Origin of the sequence: Pleionea sp. CnH1-48, assembly GCF_024124665.1 — a bacterium.
Taxonomy (GTDB): Bacteria; Pseudomonadota; Gammaproteobacteria; order Enterobacterales; family Kangiellaceae; genus JAMXSB01.
The window spans coordinates 88,186-107,568 of sequence record NZ_JAMXSB010000011.1; the positions used below are offsets into that span (position 1 = coordinate 88,186).

The window sequence follows — 19,383 nt, forward strand, 5'->3', positions numbered from 1 at the left end:
CTTGAAGCTAACCAGGGCACAGGCCCTAATAGCGAATTAAAACTTTAATGGAGAAACAAAAAATGAAATCAATGAAAAAGCTAGTATTAGTGACAGCCCTTGCAAGCTTAGGTTTAACCGGATGGGCAACCGCTGAAGAACAAGAAAAACAGATTTCAGTATTTATCAGTCAGGACAATGACGAAGCCGCAAAGGTTGATCTAAAAGTGGATGGTGACGTTGCTGTTTTCCAACTGCCCGAGCTGGCGGAAGGCGAAACCAAAGTGATTACAACTAAAAATGGCAAAAACCTAACGATCCAGAAACTCGATGGCAAACTTTCTATCGATATTGATGGCGAGCCTGTAGTGCTTCCTGATCTGGAAGGTGACCACATGATGGCAAGAATTCACTCAGTTCCAGATATGTTGCATCATCGTCACAAAGGATTGCGCATTATGGGCGATACGTTAACAAAAGAACAACGCCAAGCTATCAATGATGCGTTACTCGCAACTGGCTATGATAAAAAAGTTCTATTTATCGAAAGCGATATGGTCTTTGTGACAGAAGATTCAGAAAATGTATTTAAGCACAGCAGCGATGGAGGCGATGTAAAAGTTGAACGCATCGTTATTAAGAAAACTGAAAAGAAGAATTAATTGATATCAGGCCTGTTGCTCTTAGGCTGCGATCATCAGTCCAAGCTCAACAGGCCCAGAATCGCCAACCGATCTCTAACTCCCCCCAGTTATCCCGCTCCTTTGCCTATATAGCTTTTTCTTTCTATTCCACAAAAAACCAGAGCGAGTTGAATTTTTCAGTATAAAAAACGAACGTAATACCCAGCATTTACTTGAAGAAAATCAAACATGATCTAGCAGATTAAATTTTAATCTTAAAGCTATACGTTGCCAAACCAGAAGACTGACACTTAATACAACAGTTCAAAATAGCAGCTCAGCTCTTAACCCTAAAAGTATCACAAGCAACCAAGAGTATTCATAAAAACCATACTGATTAAGTTGAAAAGCTCTTCTATAAATATTTTTCATTTTTCTAACAACCGTTCAATATCTAATCATAATCACCATCCACTCTTAATATAATTGACCTGATCAACCTGATTATTCCCATAAAACACCCCAAAACATCCCGGTAGTTAGAGTTTTATCCCCATTTTGCCTGCCATTTTCATAGCCCGAAAACGCCGCTCCTCATTAAACTAGCCGCCGATTTCATTAAGGTTTGCAGAGCGGACTCGGCAAACGAATAACACAAAAAATATGCAAACATGCAGGAGTTGTTTATGTTAAAAAAATCAATAAGTATTGCTTTGTCAGTAATGGCAATGAATATGGCCATCGCTCAAAAAGCGACTGACCAGACACCAATGGCCTCTTCATTGGATGTAGTAAAAGAAACTCGTAAAAGCCATGCGCCCATTATTGTTTCATCAGACATAATGAATGTTATTGCAGAATGGCAAGGGGAACATAATCCATCGTATCGTGAAGTCTTAATCGCAGAAGAGCGCCACGACTTAATAGAAAGTTTCCTTGAGTATGGCCGACTTTCACGAACATTTATTACGCTATCAAGCTATGTTAAACAACATGCTCCCAATCAATGGGAGTACATTCAAGATCACTACTCTGAAGAAGACATTCAATCAAAAAGTGAAGTTCGATTATTTGATATTTTGATCACTAATCATTCAACTGTATTTGACGAATGGCAGAAAAAAGCCCTATCTCCCTCCTTTAAACGATTCGCAGATTTTGCCAAAGCCAAAGATCCAGAAAGTTATTATCAATGGGAAGAACGGTCGGAAATACCCTCGAAAGAAGTCACGTTGTATCAATACGCCGAAGAACATTACCCAGAAATGGTCGAAGAAATGATTTCAACCTTACGTCCGACCCGTCCCTGGTTGCCTTCTCCTGGAGGTCCTCGAGGCAATGATTGCGAGTGTACTGTTGTTACAGGCTTCCAAAATCTCCCCACAGGCTATCAGCAATTTCCGGTTTGGGAATATAAGAACAAAAACAATAACCCCAGCAAGCACAAAAAAATCTGGAAAGAGTCCTTTTATGCTTCTCACTATGGCGAAGCTTACGTATATGGTCGAGGGCATCAATTAGACTTAGCTGATACCGATGTGAGACGCACCAATAAATCTGAAATCACTACACGCATTTTATGCGAAGACGAGAATGGTTACGCCTGTTCAGGTTGTAGTGCTAACTTAGATATCTATGCCCTTTACGGCAGCAACCTGCAAGTAAACAACGACCAATGGTCTTGGTTTGGAGGGCATTCGGAAGCATCAGCCAAAGATTCTGTTAACCTTAAAATCAACTTAAATAATGGATATGTTAAGGCGGTCGATAAAAGTCTGATTTTAAGTCAATCAAATAAGCAAGAGTTTAAATCAGACAAACTTATGGATGTGATCAATGATGCAGTAAGTCTGTATAAACAAATTAATAAAGACAAAGACGGCAACATTACTGCGGGAGACTTAGGTGAGTATGGAAAAATCGCTGCAAAAACTTATAAAGATGTGAAATCTATGGTCAAAATCACGGGTAAAAAAGGCACCAGCAATGAACAAATGTTGGTGGAATATAATACCAATACCGATTCTGATGCTGCCACTCATACCCTACTGCAAAACCGTCACTACTCAGCAGAAATGACCAGCACAGGAGAACTGGTTTATTCTGGTAAAGGTCGTCATCGCACCAACAACAGCTATTACGCCAGCAGCTCCGCTCTCGCCATTGCCGTCAGTGGAATGCAATGCACTACTAATGTTACCGTGACTCCTAAAAATACAGGCTGCTGGGTACACTCCAGTGTTTACCGTTCTCCTTATCACAACAATAGCACTCCCAAAGACAGCGTGGCTCAGTTCCTGCAATACAACTTGAATAAGCCAAACATAGACACCAGCGCCCATTTCTCGTGTGTCTCTCCTTAAACACCAATAATACTCATCACATGCCTCCTTTATCTCCAGATCAAAGGAGGCACTCCTTAATAATCATCTATGAGCCACCATACTCTGGTAATTTCTGGCCGACTTATCGTATCAAACAGCCATTGTCCAATATTTATTAATTTTTAAGACAACACTTTCTAGTAAAAAACCAGAATGTCATTTTTAGTGAAAAGAATAAAAAAGACACCCATCATTCTCCTTGTCAATGTGAAAGACGGGGTCCTTTATCTTTCTTTATGAGAGGCTTGATATTGCCTCTCATAAACAGAGTGCTCGCAATGACTCTTTTATTCTATTTTTTGATACTCTCCCAAGTCCAACTTTTCATAGCTCTCGGGACTTAGTTCATCATGACCACCGCCCTCACCAAATCTGAGGTAGCATATTTCTGAAAATAAAATAGAGTCGCAAGTTTCACTTTCAAAGCGTTCGACTTTAAGGCTTCCTATAACGCTTCCTGCGGCTTGAACGCAAACTGCGTGACACTCATAACGAGCATCAACCAATGAACATTCTATTTCTCCGGAAATATCTGAAATTAGCTCTTTTTCGTAAACTTTTGGAACACTGTCAAAATAGGCAATGACAAAAATTTTATGCTGCGCTTCAGAAAACAAGACTTTTAACATCCTGAGTGCAGGCGTCACACATCCAATCAATGCTACATGAGCAGTCGCTATCAAGTCACTTTTATTGATCATTACTAAAACTCCTTCAATGGGTTTGCAGGAACGACACTAGGCTGGCCTTTACCCTTTATAAACCAAAAGTACGCCATCACTCTCCTTGTCAATCTGAAAGATGGGTGTCCTCTATCTTCCATCCTGAAACTAGAGGACTACTCCTGAAGCAAACTCCAGCCCTCCAATATTAAGGTGGAACTTATAACTAGCTACAACTTCATCCTTGAACTCTTCACCATATGGAAGCTCAACAACCAACTCATATTCATTACCTAATTTGAATTGATGATCACCTGTGTTAGAAATTAACTTACATATAATTAGATCATTGGGCATAAAAAATGACGGCTGCATCCCAGAAACACCATCTTTATGTAGGCCACCTTCTTCTTTAGTTTTAAAATAGATTTTTGCATTAATCCTAAGCATAATTTCACCTAAAAAACGCGATCTATTGATTTAACAGTATTATTAGAAGCATCTAGTTTATCTGGTTAAACTGTAACTGAACCGCTCTTAAGAATAAGTAAGTACAAAGAAATTCTTATTTCGCTTTATCGGAAGAGTTTTTATCATCCCGACAAAACGCACTTCCGGATCTCGCAATATCAAACATACCAGCAACAAGCTTTTGGCATATAAGCCAATAGTATAGGTGGTGCGCTTCTATTTTGAAACCAGGAGGCTTAATTTCACCTATCATAAAAAGAATGTCTGCAAATGTATGAAAGACGGGTGTCCTTTATCCAGCATCAGTCCACTTTCTTATAATTCACATTTTTATCAAAATAAGAGCTTTCAAGATCTTTTGCTAAAGTCAAAATTCTGTAACTGCCATCTTCATATGAGAATTGCACCTCAAGCCTTTTAAACCTCTCATTCTTGTCTTTAATCTTAAACTTCAGCTTTAATCTAGGCTGCTTATCGTTTAACGAAGAGCACTCAGCTGAGTACTCTATATAATTTAAGATGTCTTTATTATGCTCGATAAATCTCGACATTAACTCTTCTATCGAAAAAGACTTATTCGACAACAAAAGATAGTTACTTAAATATCTAATAGATAGTATTGAGTCTTTCCTTAATAACTGGTCAAACTCTTTGTATGTACCCAATAACTCTTCTTCACATTTATTTGACTTAGCATCAGATGAGAATACAAGCAGCACTAGTAACAAAACCAATACTATTGAGCGCATTTTAAAGTCATCCTATTTTGGAGAGCATTAAGCGTCTAGTAAAAAACCAGAGTTCCATTCTTAGTCACACCCACCGCTTGCGCTCCCAGCCGACGCGGATCCGATGCTCCCAGATATTTTCCATCTTTATCTTGTGCCACAGACTGAACGCTACCAAACGCGCGTGTCGCCACAACGTTATGACCCATACCCTGTAACGCTCTTACTGTGTCAGGCGAGTAACCTTTTTCTAACATAAGTTTGTCGGGGTACCACTGATGATGAAAACGAGGAACCGAGCAGGCTTCGGCAATATTCATTTTAAAATCAACCAGATTAACGATTTGGTGAATCACAGCAGTGATGATACGACTGCCTCCGGGGCTGCCAGTCACTAATACTGGCTGTCCATCTTTCATCACAATGGTAGGCGTCATCGAACTTAACGGTCGCTTGCCACCTTCAATTGCGTTGGCTTCTCCACCAATTAAGCCATAAGCATTGGGCACACCAGGCTTAGAAGAAAAGTCATCCATTTCGTTATTTAAAATAATGCCAGTACCAGGCACAACCTTGCCTGATCCGAAGCTGAAATTGAGTGTATAAGTATTGGTAACAATGTTGCCCCATTTATCCATCACACTGTAGTGAGTGGTTTGCGGACTTTCCGCATGGAGCACTCCCGCTTTAATCGCACTGGACGGTGTTGCTTTGCCAGACGAGATATTCTTCGCCAAAGCTTTTGCGTAGTCCTTAGACATAATATCTTTAGCAGGTATCTTCACAAAATCAGGATCGCCCAAAAACTGGCTGCGATCCGCATAAATACGTTTAAATGCTTCCGTCATAGTATGAACATGCTGCGCACTTCCCCACCCCATGGAGGCCATAGGAAAACGCTCTAGAATGTTCAACGCCTGAATAATATGAATGCCTCCAGAGCTAGGGGGTGGCATAGAAATAACCTGATAGCCCCGATAATTTCCAGTGACGGCTTTGCGCTCTTTGATTTGATAATTAGCCAGATCGTCAACACTGATTAAGCCACCGCTTTTTGACATATAGTCAGCGATTTTTTCAGCCACCGGACCTTTATAAAAGCCATCACGGCCTTTCTTTTTAATTTGTGTTAATGTCCACGCCAGTTCAGGCAGCTTAATCAAATCGCCTACCTGATAAGGTTTACTTTGATTAAAGTAAACTCGAGCAAACTCAGGATCTTTCAACAGTCTTTTTTTGCGCGCATCTAATGACGCCAGATAAGGGCGATCAGCAACAAAACCTTTCGCGGCCAAATCAATCGCTGGCTGAATCGCTTCCTGCCGTGATATCGAACCATAATGTTTTAGCGCATGTAACATACCAGCAACGGTTCCTGGTACCCCAGACGACAACGACGAGTAACGGGATTTGTTTTTATCTACATCCCCTTTATCATCAAGAAACATATCTCGAAACGCTGCGGCAGGTGCTGCTTCGCGATAATCTATCGCAATGGTTTTTTGCTCCTTTGCCAGATAGATCAACATAAATCCGCCACCGCCAATATTGCCTGCTTTAGGCAATGTAACGGCTTCACTAAATCCGATAGCAACAGCGGCATCAACGGCGTTACCGCCACGAGCTAAAACTTCGGCACCAATTCGCGAAGCTCGATGCTCCTGTGTAGCAACCATACCAGCATCCGCTTCAATAGGATGATAAATCGGATGCCATTCAATCAGTGCATTATCAGCATAAGACTGTGTCGACCACAGTAATCCCCAAACCGCTAAACTCCAATAGCCAATACGTCTAAGCGCATTAATCTTCTTCTTCAACCACATGCGTTTCAAACTCTTTTAAAGAAAATAATTGTTGTTCTAGTAATAATTCAACACCATCTGACAAATGTTGCTTCAGTGTTGATATATGAATATCTGAACGGCATTTGAACTGGAAGCACCCGCTCTGTCCGGCTTGTGCTAAATACTCCAGCAAATCTTCCATTAGATAACAGCCCTGAATGCGCGTATCCCTGTTTGATGACTTCTCTACCAGAGGAACCGGGATCATAGCAATGTTAAACTCAAGGTTTAGCAATTTACCATTGCCCATATCATAAGAACGATTGGACAATATTTTATAAAGATTCACAATTCGTTGAGCTACTCGATCTATCTCCCCGCTTTCTAACAGGTATATTTGGTCATCTTCCCAACGGCAGAATAAATCATCACCCGAAAAATAACTGCTCAACGCTTCAGACAATTGGCATACTGCGGCTTCAATATTAGCGGGATAATAAGAATTAAACTGCTGCTTATAATTAACAACATGGATCCCTATTAACAAACCTCGAGGTATATCTTGGTTCTGGCGCGAGCACCAACGTTCTTCGTTAATGATCAACTCTTCAAAATATTTGCGCGAAAAGAACTGCGTAATGGGATCGCGCTTCTTATAAGAAGCCAACTTAATCTCCAGTTCGTTAAGCTTGGTTTCGAGAGTCTGATTCTTTTGTTCATTCTTTTCGATATTGGCATTAAGCCAGGACACCTGCTCATCCAATTGCCCTTGCATGACTTTGGATTTATCCAGTTTTGTTTGCAGCACATTGTGTTTTTTTCTAATGTGTAAGTACCAGAAATAAATACTCAAAAATAAGACTAACGAGGTTAACAGGATATAGATACCGAAAGCCGCGCCAGAGGTCCAAAAATAGCTCTCCACCACTACATCCACATTTAACTCATTATCCAACCAACGCCCATCTTTATCAGAGGCTTGAACATTGAGTATGTAGTTTCCTGCTTTCAATGATGAAAAAGAAATGGTTCTATGATTATCCAGCTCGATCCAGTCTTCATGCAATCCATTCAGTCGGTAGCGATATTTCTGACGTTCGGCAAAGAAATAATTGAGAGCCACCACTTCAAAAGAAATAAAGGTTTCATTCTCAGAGATAATCACCTTGTTGTCAGAAAGCATCGACCTACTCACAGGCTGTCTATTTGAACCTACAACGACATTAGACAAAACAAGTGGAGCGTTGTACGCACTTTTTGAGAACTCTTCAGGTTTAAACCCAGATACACCATTGATGCCACCAAAAAACAACTGGCCTTGAACGCTCTTATAGTAAGCCCAGGTGTTAAACTCATTGCTCTGTAAACCATCGCTGCGAACAAAGTGACTGACCTGATAGTTACTAACGTCAAACTTAATCAAACCAAAACTGGTACTTAACCAAAGGTTTTCGTCGTTACCAGACAAGATGCCGTAAATGCTGTCGTTGGGTAATCCGTCTTTTTCGGTATAACGTTGGAAGTAGCTACGGCTTATCTCCAGACGGTTAATAAAGAGTTGATTCAAACCATCAGCAGTCCCGACCCATAAATTGCCCTGAGTATCTTCGTAGATAACCTGAATAACATCGTCGGATAGACTGCGTGAATTATTTTCTTCGGATTGAAACAAAAACTGCTCATGGGTTTCTGGATCATAATATAAGAGTCCGTTATCACCACCAATCCAAAGCGCACCCTCTACGTCTTCATACAGGGCTTTAATAGGTGAGCTTTTGTCCAAAAACAAACTGTCTAGTCGATGGGTATAGTTAAGTAACTCAATATCTTTTGCCGCAGCGACTTTTCCGGTTTTGTTGATGGCTTTATACAGACCATTGGTCGTACCCAGCCAGATATCACCACTATGATCTTCCAGTAGCGTAATAACAGACAGCTCACTCTGGGTTTCTTCATCAATAAAATCGCTGATAACTTGAGATTGATCATAGTCGAAAATTCTTAAGCCTCCGAGCGTACCAATCCAGAGATTGTCATATATATCAAAGTGCAACGAAAAAATTGGATCTTGTGCTAAGTTGTCAGCTTGCAAAAACTGGATTTGTTCAATCTCTTTGGCTTCGGTATCAACTTTAAACAAACCACCATCAAAGGTACCCACCCATAGATTACCCAATAAGTCGGAGGTAATTGCATGGACCACATTTTCGATATCAAAATTATTGGCATCTGCACTGGTCAGGTAGTGAGAAAAGAATTCGGTTTGAGGATTCCAGATGTGAAAGCCAGCACTGTAGGTTCCAATCCAGATCATGTGATTGCTGTCTTCAAATACCGACAAAATATCATCTGACTGCAAACCAAAGTGACCATACTTATCTTTGCGGTACACGGTAAAACGTTCTGTGTCTGGATCGTACACATTGAGTCCGTCAGCGGTTCCCACCCAGACAAAGTCGCGACTATCAACAAATACGGTTTGAACAAAGTTCGAACTTATTTTTTTGTCGACTCCGCCCGCTGAATAAAAGCGCTTTTCTCCCGTCATCAGGTTTTTTCGGATAACGCCACCGCGCAACACACCAATCCATAAAATTTCGTGCCCGTTGGAGTGCAGCGAGCTAATGCTAACGTCCTGCTCAGCATCAAAAATATCATCAAAGCAATCTCGGGTAATACTCTCGCTAATAAAGTCGAGTGCTTCAAGGCAACGTCCAGTCGAGACAAATAAATTAGGACCGGAAGAAAACAGAGCGTGCACATTAAGCCGTGATAACTTACTGGCTGTTTTTATGATTTGCTCGTAAGAAGAAAAACGATTAGACAGCTCATCGAATACATAAAGCCCACTGGCTCCACCCACCCAGATGCGCCCATAGAGATCTTCAGATAAAGTGACGATGGAATGGTTGTCTGTGCTTGAAGGCATCAAGTAATGAATAAAGCCATCGACACCAGGATCATAAAGTGACACGCCTTTATCGGTCGCCACCCATAGACGATCCTTGGCATCGACCATGATGTCATTGATTAAGTTATCTGGCAGAGATTGAGGTTGCCCAGTTTCGTGTTTAAATATTCTAAACTGGTACCCGTCGAAAAGATTGAGGCCATCTTCCGTAGCCACCCAGACATAACCATCTTTTGTCTGAGCAAAATCCATAACTACGCTCAAAGACAGCCCCTGCTCAATCGAGAAATGTTTTAAGCTCAATCGAGAAGGAATAGGATGTTTTTGAACTTCTGCGGCAAAACCAATACGACCAGACAAAGCCAGCACACAAAGTAACAATAGACTTTGGAGCCATAAAAATTGGTGCAGTCGTTTAGTTCGTTTTTTCACTCTTAGTGTCTTTTTTTACCCGCACATCAGATGTGCACTCGGGTATCACTCCCTGTTTGTCAGCATAGAACTCACGCAGTAGTTCAAAATCTTTTTCAATGTCTCCGCTGGGCATGATGGGCTCTTTCTCAAGCCCCATAGTGCGGGTTTTCACATCTAAGTAAACCAGATAAATCGGTACATTTGCAGCAACAGCAATGCGGTAAAATCCAGTTTTCCAATGATCTTTTTTACTTCGTGTACCTTCTGGCGCAATCGCCAGTTTAAATTGTGGATCATCATTAAACTTCTGAATAATTTGATCCACAATGTCTTTTGGTGAGCTTCGATTAACCGGAGAACCACCCAGAGCCGTTAAAAACCAGCCAACAGGCCCCTTGAACAATGTGTGCTTACCAATAAAACGCGGCTTCAAGTCTAACAAAGTACGCAAAAAAAGCAGCAATACAACATCCCAATTGGAGGTATGAGGGGCAAAAATCACCACATACTGGTCATCTTTTGGTTTTTCACCCAGTACTTTCCAGCCAATCAACTTGGCTAATACACGAAAAAAAAATTTCAACTCACACCTCGGGCTTGTTGTTAGAGTTATCAGGCCTTAAAGCGGGCGTAATGTTACGCCGCGCCTTCGTTGTCATTGTGGATGTCCATCACCATATCAACGTCTTCAACACCACCAGACTCTTTGGCACTATCGCTACGCTTTGCTTCTAACGCTTCAAAGTAAGCTGCATCAATATCACCAGTCAGATACTCGCCGGTAAAGACTGACGCATCAAAGCCATCAATATTAGCGTTGCCCTCTTTCACCGCATCAATCAGATCATCAAGATCTTGATAAATCAGTTTATCAGCGCCAATGGCCGTTTCGATCTCGTCATTATCCTTACCGTGTGCAACCAGCTCAGTAGCAACAGGCATATCGATGCCATACACGTTAGGATGACGTACCGCTGGAGCAGCAGAAGCAAAATAGACTTTGTTAGCGCCAGCTTCTCTTGCCATCTCAACAATCTGCTTACTGGTGGTGCCACGAACAATAGAATCATCCACCAACAGAACATTCTTACCTTTAAATTCCAGATCAATGGCGTTCAGTTTTCGGCGTACTGATTTCTTACGCTGTTGCTGTCCAGGCATAATAAAGGTGCGGCCAATATAACGGTTTTTAACAAAACCATGACGCATTTTCAGATTAAGCCCATGAGCTAACTCCATTGCAGACGTTGTTGAAGTGTCAGGGATTGGAATAACCACATCGATATCATGATCAGGCCACTCACGAAGAATTTTTTCGGCCAGCTTATCACCCATACGCAGGCGCGCTTTATAAACGGATACTTCATCAATCATAGAGTCAGGACGCGCCAGATAAACGTGCTCAAACAAGCAAGGTTTGAGTTCTGTTTGCTTGGCGCAGACGCGAGTATGCAGCTCACCATTAAAGTCAACAAATACGGCTTCGCCAGGTGCTACATCACGAATCAGCTCAAAACCTAATGAATCCAAAGCGACACTTTCTGATGCGACCATATACTCGGTGCCATTTGCAGTTTCACGCTTACCAAACACCGCAGGACGGATACCATGAGGATCGCGGAAGCACACCATGCCAACGCCCAGGATCAAGGCTACCGCAGCATAACCACCATTGCAGCGCTCATAAACACCGCTAAGCGCAGAAAAAACATCATCCGCAGACAGCTGATTGTTGTCTGATTTGCTTTGCAGTTCGTGTGCTAACACATTCAATAGAATTTCTGAGTCAGAGCTGGTGTTTATATGACGACGATCCGTGTTGTAAAGCTCTTGTTTTAGCACTTCGGCATTGGTCAGGTTGCCGTTGTGGGCCAGAGCAATACCATAAGGAGAGTTAACATAAAAAGGCTGAGCCTCTGCCGAGCTTGAACAACCTGCCGTAGGATAACGAACATGTCCTATCCCGACATTACCTGCCAAACGACGCATGTGACGGGTATGGAATACATCGCGAACCAATCCATTGGCTTTTCTCATGAACATACGCCCTTCATTGAGCGTGACCACCCCAGCGGCATCCTGCCCACGATGTTGCATAACCGTCAAAGCGTCATACAAACTCTGATTTACAGGATACTTACCAACAATACCTACAATACCGCACATAAAGCTAATGTCCTAAGAATGTGATGATTGAATTTCGTCGTTTGAAGCCAGGCTAGGAATCGTCTGCTTTAAATGAGCATAGAACCAGCTGCTAAGAACTTCAAAATATGGAACAAGAGTTGAACGTTTCCACCAGTTATCTTCGGGTACTGGCGTAAAAGATTTAAGCGCAATAACGATGACGGATACCATTAAAACACCCCGTAAGGCGCCAAAGGCCATCCCCATCATTCTGTCCATGCCACTGAGGCCAGACCGCTCAATAAATTGACTTAACAGGTAATTAACCAGGCCAGTTACCGCCAATGTCATAAAAAACAATAGGCCCCAGGCAACGGCCATTCTCAGGCTGGGTGTTTCTATTTGATGTTGTAGCAGAGCAGACATTTCGACATAAAAGCCTTTGGCAACAAAAAATGCCAAAATCCAGCCCGCTAATGAGAATGCTTCTCGAATAAATCCTCGTGCCAGGCTGATCAGTGTAGAAATACCAATAAGGCCAAGAATAACCCAGTCGAACCAGACCATAGAGTGAAAAAAACCTTAGTTAAGATGAACATGGCGTATTTTACCAGAGCCAGTATGGGTCGCCTAGATCTTGATTTTATCCTTAGTGTATGTTTGGTTGCCAACGTGCAACAATTGGCTTTAATCGAGTGATATCTTCTATCTTACTGACCGCGTTCTGCGCCGGCTCTTTTTTGAGCCATGGCCCAACATAAACCCGGTACAGAAGCTTTTTCTGTTTGATATTAATATGGCGTACAAACGCCTTCATCGCTGATGCTTCAAGCTTTTTGGCTAACACTTCGGCGTTGGCTCGCGATGAAAAACTGCCTACCTGCACCACCCAGCCAGATTGCTTCATTGCTGTATCTGGCTTGGTTTGAGCGGCAACGGGAGTTGGCTCCTTTTTGGCGGGCGACGGTTTTTCGACGACTTTTTTTGTCACCGGAGTGGTTGATTTGGTGTTTTCTTTGGGCTTTTTGCTAGTAACTTGAGCTTTAGGTTCATCTTTTTGAGTCGCATCAGGGACAGTTTTTTGCTCTACCACCTTGTCTGTCACCACTTCTGGCTCATTAGCTGGCTGAGTGTTCGTGGTCTGCTGCGTCTGCTCCGCTACAGGTTGTTCAGGGATTTTGGATGCGAAGGGTTCACGCACATTCTTTTGCCCCAAAATGCCAGGGAGAAAAATAATTGCCAGCGCAATCAAGACAATCGCGCCTACTAGTCGTTGTTTGATGGTTTGATCCAAACCCATATTCGTTATTTTCCTGATGCCGTCAAATAAGGTGAGGGCCTCGATGATCTTTCATTGATAGTCATCGTCACTATTTGTTAATAGTCAACGCCACTAATTCAAAACATCGGCCACCACTAAAAACGAACCAAACACAATAATACCCGTAGTCGATGACGTTTTTGCGGCCAGTGCCGATGTTAATGCGTCTTTTGCCGAATCGCTACATACACCTTCTGACAAACCAACACATTGTTGCAACGCATGAGCCGATTGCCCTCTTTCGCCGTCAATGGAAGCAAAATACCATTGCGATATCAGCCCCTTTAAAGGTGTCAAAGATTCAGCTGCTTTTTTATCTTGCAACATACCGCACACAGCATACCATTGTTTGATGCCCGTCTGCTGCTCCATTTTGCATCTTAGGTTCAAGATGGCTTGTGGATTGTGAGCAACATCAGCCCAAACCTGCGGCTGCAATAACTGCCAGCGTCCCGGCAAATGGAGAGAGTCTAATGCTTTCAACAAGCCATCTGCTGGAAGTGACACCAGCCCCAACTCAACCATCGCCATATAACCACAACGTAAACTGGTAGGATGGATAGTTTGCGCGACTTTATCTTCTACCAGCTGCCAACCTTCAATGGGTTCAGCCACTTTCCAGGCAGAGACTAATTTCCCCACGTCGGGCAAAAACTCTTGCGCCAAATTGAAGGTTTCTTCTTCGCCAATAATCACTGTTTTGCCCGCACGAGCAATACCCGCTTTTTCGCGCGCAATAGAGCGTAGATCGTTACCCAACCAGCTTTCATGATCCAATGCTACGCTGGTGATAACGGCAACCGTATTCTCAACAATATTTACCGCATCCAGGCGGCCACCCAAGCCCACTTCGAGCACAATAATATCGGGCTGCTGTCGCTTAATCACCCATAGGGCCGCCAATGTAGAGTATTCGAAATAGGTTAATTCAATATCACCTCGAGCCGACTCTATCTGCTCAAAAGCTGAACACAAACTTGCATCGTCGACCATTTGGCCCGACAAACGCAAACGTTCATTAAATTGAATAAGATGAGGAGAAGTATAAACCGCCGTTGATAAACCCTGGCTTAACGCTAAGGCTTCAATCACTGCAACGGTGGATCCTTTACCGTTTGTACCCGTTACTGTGACAACTGGCGCTTCAAATTCCGTAAGTTGAAGATGCTGGGCTACCGTTAACAAACGTTCAAGGCCCAGCTCAATAGACTGTGGGTGGGTTGACTCGATATAAGCCAACCACTCACTTAAATTGCGAGACAAAAAATTATTCCCCTTGCGCTTCTTCTTCCTCGGCTTCAACCTCTAGCATGGGCTCAGGTCGATGAGTCATCTTGCACAATAATGATGCCAGTTTGGTGCGCATTTCACGACGATCAACAATCATGTCAATCGCCCCCTTCTCTAATAAGAATTCGCTGCGTTGGAAACCATCTGGCAGTTTTTCGCGGACAGTTTGCTCGATCACACGTGGACCAGCAAAACCAATCAAAGCGCCTGGCTCGGCAATATTAATATCACCTAACATCGCTAAGCTGGCAGAAACACCACCCATGGTTGGATCGGTCAAAATTGAAATAAAAGGAATGCCTTTTTGCGACATTCGAGCAAGGGCTGCACTGGTTTTTGCCATCTGGAACAACGACAACAATGCCTCTTGCATACGCGCTCCACCACTGGCAGAAAAACAAATCAGAGGTTTGTTGTGCTCGATACAATGATTAGCGGCGCGAACAAACTTCTCGCCAGCAACGGACGCCATTGAGCCACCCATAAAGGAAAACTCAAAAGCAGCAACAACAACAGGCACTTCTAATATTTCGCCTGACATGACAATCATCGAGTCATTTTCGCCAGTGACTTTTTGCGCTGACTGAATGCGATCTTTATATTTTTTGGAGTCTCTAAACTTGAGAGTATCAACGGGCTTCAATTCAGCGCCGATCTCCAATTGATTATCTGGATCCAATAAACGCTCTAGTCGTTTTCTGGCAGTGATGCGCATGTGGTTATTACATTTAGGGCAAACCTCTAGGCTGCGTTCTAGCTCAGCGCGATACAATACCGATGCACATTGAGTACATTTGGACCATACCCCTTCTGGGACTGAGTTCTTTCGGCTAGTCACCGATGTATTTCGCTTGGGCAGTAGTCTATCTAACCAGTTCATTGAATACCTCAGATCTTCACAACGTTTTGCCAACGGCAAGTTGCGCAATTCTAACATGGCTTTATTAACTTAAAAGCAGATTTTTGCTACAGCTGGTCTTATCAGTTAGTCCAACAAAAAAGCGGTGAAGTTCCGCACAAAAGTGGTTATAACCGGCACAAATACCACGGCCTTTTTGTTTAAATGATGTTCTCTTTACAATAACCGACCATTCTAATAAGTAAGAACGCTTAATCAAATAACCACAGGCTGGACTGTCGTCCGGGCAAACGGCAAGCCGCAGGATAATTTGCCTGAATAAAATATAGACCGTCGGGTGCTGCGGTGGGGGCAGCTAATGTACGATCTTCTTGTTGCATTAACCACTTTATCCAATCGGTTGCCTGATTTCGGCGACCTACTTCAATAAGCGAACCAGAAATATTGCGAACCATGTGATGCAAAAAGGCATTGGCTGTAATATCAATCATCACAAACTCATTTTTGCGAATCACTTTGATCGAAGTGACATTTCGAAACGGCGTCGGCGACTGACAGCTGGCCGCCTGAAACGAAGAAAAGTTTTGCTCACCTAAAAAATGCTGAGCCGCTTCATGCATTTTGGTTTCATCCAGTGGTTCTCGAATCCAGGTAACCTGACCACTCAATACAGCGGGACGAGAACGTACATTGGCAATCACATAGCGATAACGTCTCGACACGGCACTAAAGCGCGCATGAAAGTCTTCTTTCATGGTTTGCGCCCACTGGATAGCGATATCATCAGGCAAATGGGCATTACCTCCCATCACCCAGGCCTTGCTCGGACGTTCTGCTGAGGTTTCAAAATGAATGACCTGGCCTGTGGCATGCACTCCGGTGTCCGTTCGCCCGGCACAAAAAACTTCTACTTTGTGATTGGCCACTGTCGACAAGGCTTTTTCGACACACGCCTGAACCGATGGCGAATGGGTTTGGCGCTGCCAACCACAGTAATTTGAGCCCAGATATTCAACGCCTACCGCTATGATCATTAACTACAACTCGCTACTTAAAAAACTCTTCTGGAAAAAACAAAAAAGCCCCATAACCTAACAGATGCACTGATAGTTTATGGAGCTGACGAGGTATCAAGCCTCGTCTGGTATTACTGAATTAATTAACTGTTGATTTTGTCCAACAATTTTAAAGCTTCATCTTTTTGAGCTTCTGCGCCCTCTTCGATGACTTCGTTCAGAATTTCTTCTGCACCTTCTGAATCGCCCATATCAATGTAAGCACGAGCTAAATCCAGTTTGGTGGATGCTTCATCAACATCGCCACCTTCTAGTTCATTTAACTCTGCATCTTCATCATCCAGGTCAAAGTCATCGCTACCTAAATCAAAGTCTCCGCCGTCCAACAACTCGCTATCAGCGTCAGCGCTGCTGGTATCATCCAGGCTGTTGTCATCTAACGAGAAGTCATCATCACCGCCCAATAAGTCATCGGCATCTCCGAGACCTAACTCATCGTCGTCAAGAGACACATCGTCATCATCTAGCGAAAACTCTTCGTCATCACCTAATGATAAATCGTCCTCATCGACTAATGCAGCAGGAGACTCTTCGGCAGGCTCATCATCCAGCGAGAATTCGTCGTCATCAGCATCCAGATTGAAATCAAAGTCATCTGTATCAAACGACTCTTCTTCTGGTGCGCTGTCTTCTGGTTCTGCCAGGGTTTCATCGTCACCTAACAGACTGTCTTCACTGATATCGTCTAATGAGAAATCATCATCGGCCGCATCATCACCTGAAGCAAAGTTATCGTCGCCAAAAATTTCTTCGGTAGACGGTAACTCAAAATCATCATTTGCATCGTCTTCTGGCCATGCATTGTTGCGGATCTGATTCACCTGCTCCGTCATCTGAGGATCATTATCAATCTCTTCAGCATACTCTGCATAGTAAGACTGGAAGTTGTCTTTATCTTTTGTCTCGGCGTAACACTCAAGCAACTTCACTTTAAGGTCAGCACGAGCTGGATTGTCATCGATAGCTGTTTTTAGCAGTTGCTCAGCTTGCTCGTACTTGCCATAAGCAATATAGATGTCTGCTTCACCTAAAGGATCAGCTTCGGCAGAACCCGATTCATCAAACAGATTTTCTGAATCCATTTCGTCGAGTAGCTCGTCACCCACATCAGGCATTGCAATGGATTCTTCAGTATCAAAACCGCCACCTTGAGCCGAAGCAACTAAGTCATCCTGGAACTCATCATCACTCATGCGCTGACGCATACGCCAGAATACAAAGAAGGCAATCAATAAAGCAGCAATTAATCCAGCTCCGCCGTAAGTCACATAAGGACTGTCCATAAAGGACTCCTCAACAGGAGGGTTGACAGGTGGATCACGACGTACTGGTGTTTCGGTGGCTTCAGCTTGTTGTGTATCAGTAGTGTCGATACCAGTATCACCATCAAGGGTGGTTGAATCGGTTGAATCCACAGTATCTGTTGCAGTCGAATCAGAAATACCTGAATCTGTTGAATCAACAGACGTATCATCAATACCCGCTTCAGAAGTTGAGTTATCAAAAGCAGGTTCGGTTGTCTCTACAATGTCGTCAGTAGCAGAAGGCGTGTCCGTTGTTTCAGTCAGACCATCGTTATCTTGATTAGCCAGAACCGCTCCGGTAGCGCTCTCTACATTCACTGCACTTTGTTGCAAATTTTCAAGACGATCCAGAGTATCTTGTAGCTGCTGACGAAGCTCTGCATTTTCGGCTTCCAGGGTCGCTGCTCGCTCTCTGTTCTCTGCTAACTTAGCGCGCATTTCTCCAAGCTCTGCATCGCCACCCGTACCAGCACCTGACTCGCCGTTACCAGAACGAGGAGGCACTAAGCGCAAACGATCTTCGCCTTGAGCCACCTGACCAGATGACGAACGGCCACCGGTAGTATCTAAAACAGTCTCGCGGGCATTAGTCCCGCGAGAATTAGAAACCAAATCTTGTAGCGCGGCTCGCCGCGGAATCGAGGCGATATCCCCCCCATCTGGGATTTTTAAGGTTTCTCCTCGTTTGAGCATATTGATGTCGCCGCCAATAAAGGCGTGAGGGTTAGCTCGATATAAGGCAACTAATGTTTGATGGATAGAAGCGTTAGAAGGACGAACCTGAGAAGCGATTCCCCATAAAGTTTCGTTGCTTCCAACTGGGCCATAGCTGTTACCGCTATAGGAAGGAGCAGAAGAAGCTTCTTGGTAACGAGGAGCCTGCTGACGCGATGTTGACGTCACTTCAACAGCAGAAGACTGTGCTTGTTGAACCTGACCAGAACCCGACTCACTAAAAACTGGAGGATCTAGCAATACCGTATACTCACGTAGCATACGACCTTTGGGCCAGTTAAGTTCTACCAAAAAATTTAAGAAGGGCTCTTTCACTGGTGTGCGAGTGGTTAGTTCAACCACCAAAACGCCTTCGCCACGACCAACGGTTTTGAAGCGAATAGACTTTAAGAAAGAGAAATAATCGATTCCCGCTTTTTCAAACTCAGCAATACTGGCCAAAGACGCCGCGATTTCAAATTCGCTCATGCCTTCAGGAGAAAACAGCTCAATCTCCGCTTTTAGGGGTTGGTTTAAACCAGATTTAAGTTTGATTTCCCCAAGTCCCAGCGCAAAAACACTGGATGAAAACAGAGCAACACAGGACACCAAAATCAGGCTGAATTTGCGAAACATAGAAAGTTCCCTTTGTTACTGGTTCGGATAAAACCAGTTGTAATCTTTTGGGTTAGAATTCTAACTTTAGAATGTTCTTTATGATATGCCTGTAACT

General features: G+C 43.3%; 15 protein-coding genes. 2 read left to right on the plus strand and 13 right to left on the minus strand.

All coding sequences use genetic code 11. The features are described from left to right. Positions 1-62 precede the first annotated feature (62 nt). Positions 63-641 (plus strand): hypothetical protein, encoded by a 579-nt coding sequence (locus NH399_RS17450; RefSeq protein ID WP_253042369.1) that lies wholly within the window; start codon positions 63-65, stop codon positions 639-641. A gap of 647 nt (positions 642-1,288) precedes the next feature. Next, complete coding sequence (locus tag NH399_RS17455; protein ID WP_253042370.1) at positions 1,289-2,965, plus strand: hypothetical protein; 1,677 nt, start codon at positions 1,289-1,291, stop codon at positions 2,963-2,965. Positions 2,966-3,273: 308 nt separating this feature from the next. Here the strand turns inward: NH399_RS17455 and NH399_RS17460 are convergent, their stop codons facing one another. From NH399_RS17460 to NH399_RS17520, 13 genes are all read right to left on the minus strand, one after another. Beyond that, a complete protein-coding gene (locus NH399_RS17460; RefSeq protein WP_253042372.1) occupies positions 3,274-3,687 on the minus strand; it encodes a hypothetical protein in 414 nt (137 codons plus the stop codon). Positions 3,688-3,816: 129 nt separating this feature from the next. After that, positions 3,817-4,098 (minus strand): hypothetical protein, encoded by a 282-nt coding sequence (locus NH399_RS17465; RefSeq protein WP_253042374.1) that lies wholly within the window; start codon positions 4,096-4,098, stop codon positions 3,817-3,819. A gap of 323 nt (positions 4,099-4,421) precedes the next feature. Then, positions 4,422-4,868 (minus strand): hypothetical protein, encoded by a 447-nt coding sequence (locus tag NH399_RS17470; RefSeq protein ID WP_253042376.1) that lies wholly within the window; start codon positions 4,866-4,868, stop codon positions 4,422-4,424. Positions 4,869-4,903: 35 nt separating this feature from the next. Next, the gene (ggt, locus tag NH399_RS17475) at positions 4,904-6,673 is read right to left on the minus strand and encodes a gamma-glutamyltransferase (RefSeq protein WP_253042378.1); all 1,770 of its coding nucleotides are present in this window, start codon (positions 6,671-6,673) and stop codon (positions 4,904-4,906) included. Next, on the minus strand, positions 6,651-9,977 hold the full coding sequence (locus NH399_RS25980; RefSeq protein WP_253042380.1) for a two-component regulator propeller domain-containing protein: 3,327 nt from the start codon (positions 9,975-9,977) through the stop codon (positions 6,651-6,653). The genes ggt and NH399_RS25980 overlap by 23 nt, the downstream gene beginning before the upstream one ends. Further along, positions 9,961-10,542, minus strand: coding sequence for a lysophospholipid acyltransferase family protein (locus NH399_RS17485; protein ID WP_253042382.1), 582 nt, complete (start codon positions 10,540-10,542; stop codon positions 9,961-9,963). The genes NH399_RS25980 and NH399_RS17485 overlap by 17 nt, the downstream gene beginning before the upstream one ends. A 53-nt stretch (positions 10,543-10,595) precedes the next feature. Beyond that, positions 10,596-12,125 carry an amidophosphoribosyltransferase gene (purF, locus tag NH399_RS17490; RefSeq protein WP_253042384.1) on the minus strand — a complete coding sequence of 510 codons (1,530 nt, stop codon included), beginning with the start codon at positions 12,123-12,125 and terminating at the stop codon, positions 10,596-10,598. A gap of 12 nt (positions 12,126-12,137) precedes the next feature. Then, positions 12,138-12,653: a CvpA family protein gene (locus NH399_RS17495; RefSeq protein WP_253042386.1), complete on the minus strand. Its 516-nt coding sequence runs from the start codon at positions 12,651-12,653 to the stop codon at positions 12,138-12,140. Positions 12,654-12,735: 82 nt separating this feature from the next. Further along, positions 12,736-13,386, minus strand: a complete 651-nt coding sequence (locus NH399_RS17500) for an SPOR domain-containing protein (RefSeq protein WP_253042388.1) — start codon at positions 13,384-13,386, stop codon at positions 12,736-12,738. Positions 13,387-13,479: 93 nt separating this feature from the next. Beyond that, positions 13,480-14,670, minus strand: a complete 1,191-nt coding sequence (locus NH399_RS17505; RefSeq protein WP_253042390.1) for a folylpolyglutamate synthase/dihydrofolate synthase family protein — start codon at positions 14,668-14,670, stop codon at positions 13,480-13,482. Positions 14,671-14,674: 4 nt separating this feature from the next. Beyond that, positions 14,675-15,577: an acetyl-CoA carboxylase, carboxyltransferase subunit beta gene (accD, locus tag NH399_RS17510; protein ID WP_253042392.1), complete on the minus strand. Its 903-nt coding sequence runs from the start codon at positions 15,575-15,577 to the stop codon at positions 14,675-14,677. A 230-nt stretch (positions 15,578-15,807) separates the two neighbouring features. Next, on the minus strand, positions 15,808-16,590 hold the full coding sequence (gene truA, locus NH399_RS17515) for a tRNA pseudouridine(38-40) synthase TruA (protein ID WP_253042394.1): 783 nt from the start codon (positions 16,588-16,590) through the stop codon (positions 15,808-15,810). 125 nt (positions 16,591-16,715) lie between these two features. Then, positions 16,716-19,286, minus strand: a complete 2,571-nt coding sequence (locus NH399_RS17520) for a FimV/HubP family polar landmark protein (protein WP_253042396.1) — start codon at positions 19,284-19,286, stop codon at positions 16,716-16,718. Positions 19,287-19,383: the final 97 nt, after the last annotated feature.

Excerpts from the sequence above, each read along its gene's own strand:
- NH399_RS17460 (WP_253042372.1), bottom strand. The coding sequence starts at position 3,687 with ATGATCAATAAAAGTGACTTGATAGCGACTGCTCATGTAGCATTGATT.
- ggt (WP_253042378.1), bottom strand. The coding sequence starts at position 6,673 with ATGTGGTTGAAGAAGAAGATTAATGCGCTTAGACGTATTGGCTATTGG.
- NH399_RS17465 (WP_253042374.1), bottom strand. The coding sequence starts at position 4,098 with ATGCTTAGGATTAATGCAAAAATCTATTTTAAAACTAAAGAAGAAGGT.
- NH399_RS17455 (WP_253042370.1), top strand. The coding sequence starts at position 1,289 with ATGTTAAAAAAATCAATAAGTATTGCTTTGTCAGTAATGGCAATGAAT.
- NH399_RS17450 (WP_253042369.1), top strand. The coding sequence starts at position 63 with ATGAAATCAATGAAAAAGCTAGTATTAGTGACAGCCCTTGCAAGCTTA.
- NH399_RS17495 (WP_253042386.1), bottom strand. The coding sequence starts at position 12,653 with ATGGTCTGGTTCGACTGGGTTATTCTTGGCCTTATTGGTATTTCTACA.
- NH399_RS17520 (WP_253042396.1), bottom strand. The coding sequence starts at position 19,286 with ATGTTTCGCAAATTCAGCCTGATTTTGGTGTCCTGTGTTGCTCTGTTT.
- NH399_RS17470 (WP_253042376.1), bottom strand. The coding sequence starts at position 4,868 with ATGCGCTCAATAGTATTGGTTTTGTTACTAGTGCTGCTTGTATTCTCA.
- truA (WP_253042394.1), bottom strand. The coding sequence starts at position 16,590 with ATGATCATAGCGGTAGGCGTTGAATATCTGGGCTCAAATTACTGTGGT.
- purF (WP_253042384.1), bottom strand. The coding sequence starts at position 12,125 with ATGTGCGGTATTGTAGGTATTGTTGGTAAGTATCCTGTAAATCAGAGT.
- NH399_RS17500 (WP_253042388.1), bottom strand. The coding sequence starts at position 13,386 with ATGGGTTTGGATCAAACCATCAAACAACGACTAGTAGGCGCGATTGTC.
- accD (WP_253042392.1), bottom strand. The coding sequence starts at position 15,577 with ATGAACTGGTTAGATAGACTACTGCCCAAGCGAAATACATCGGTGACT.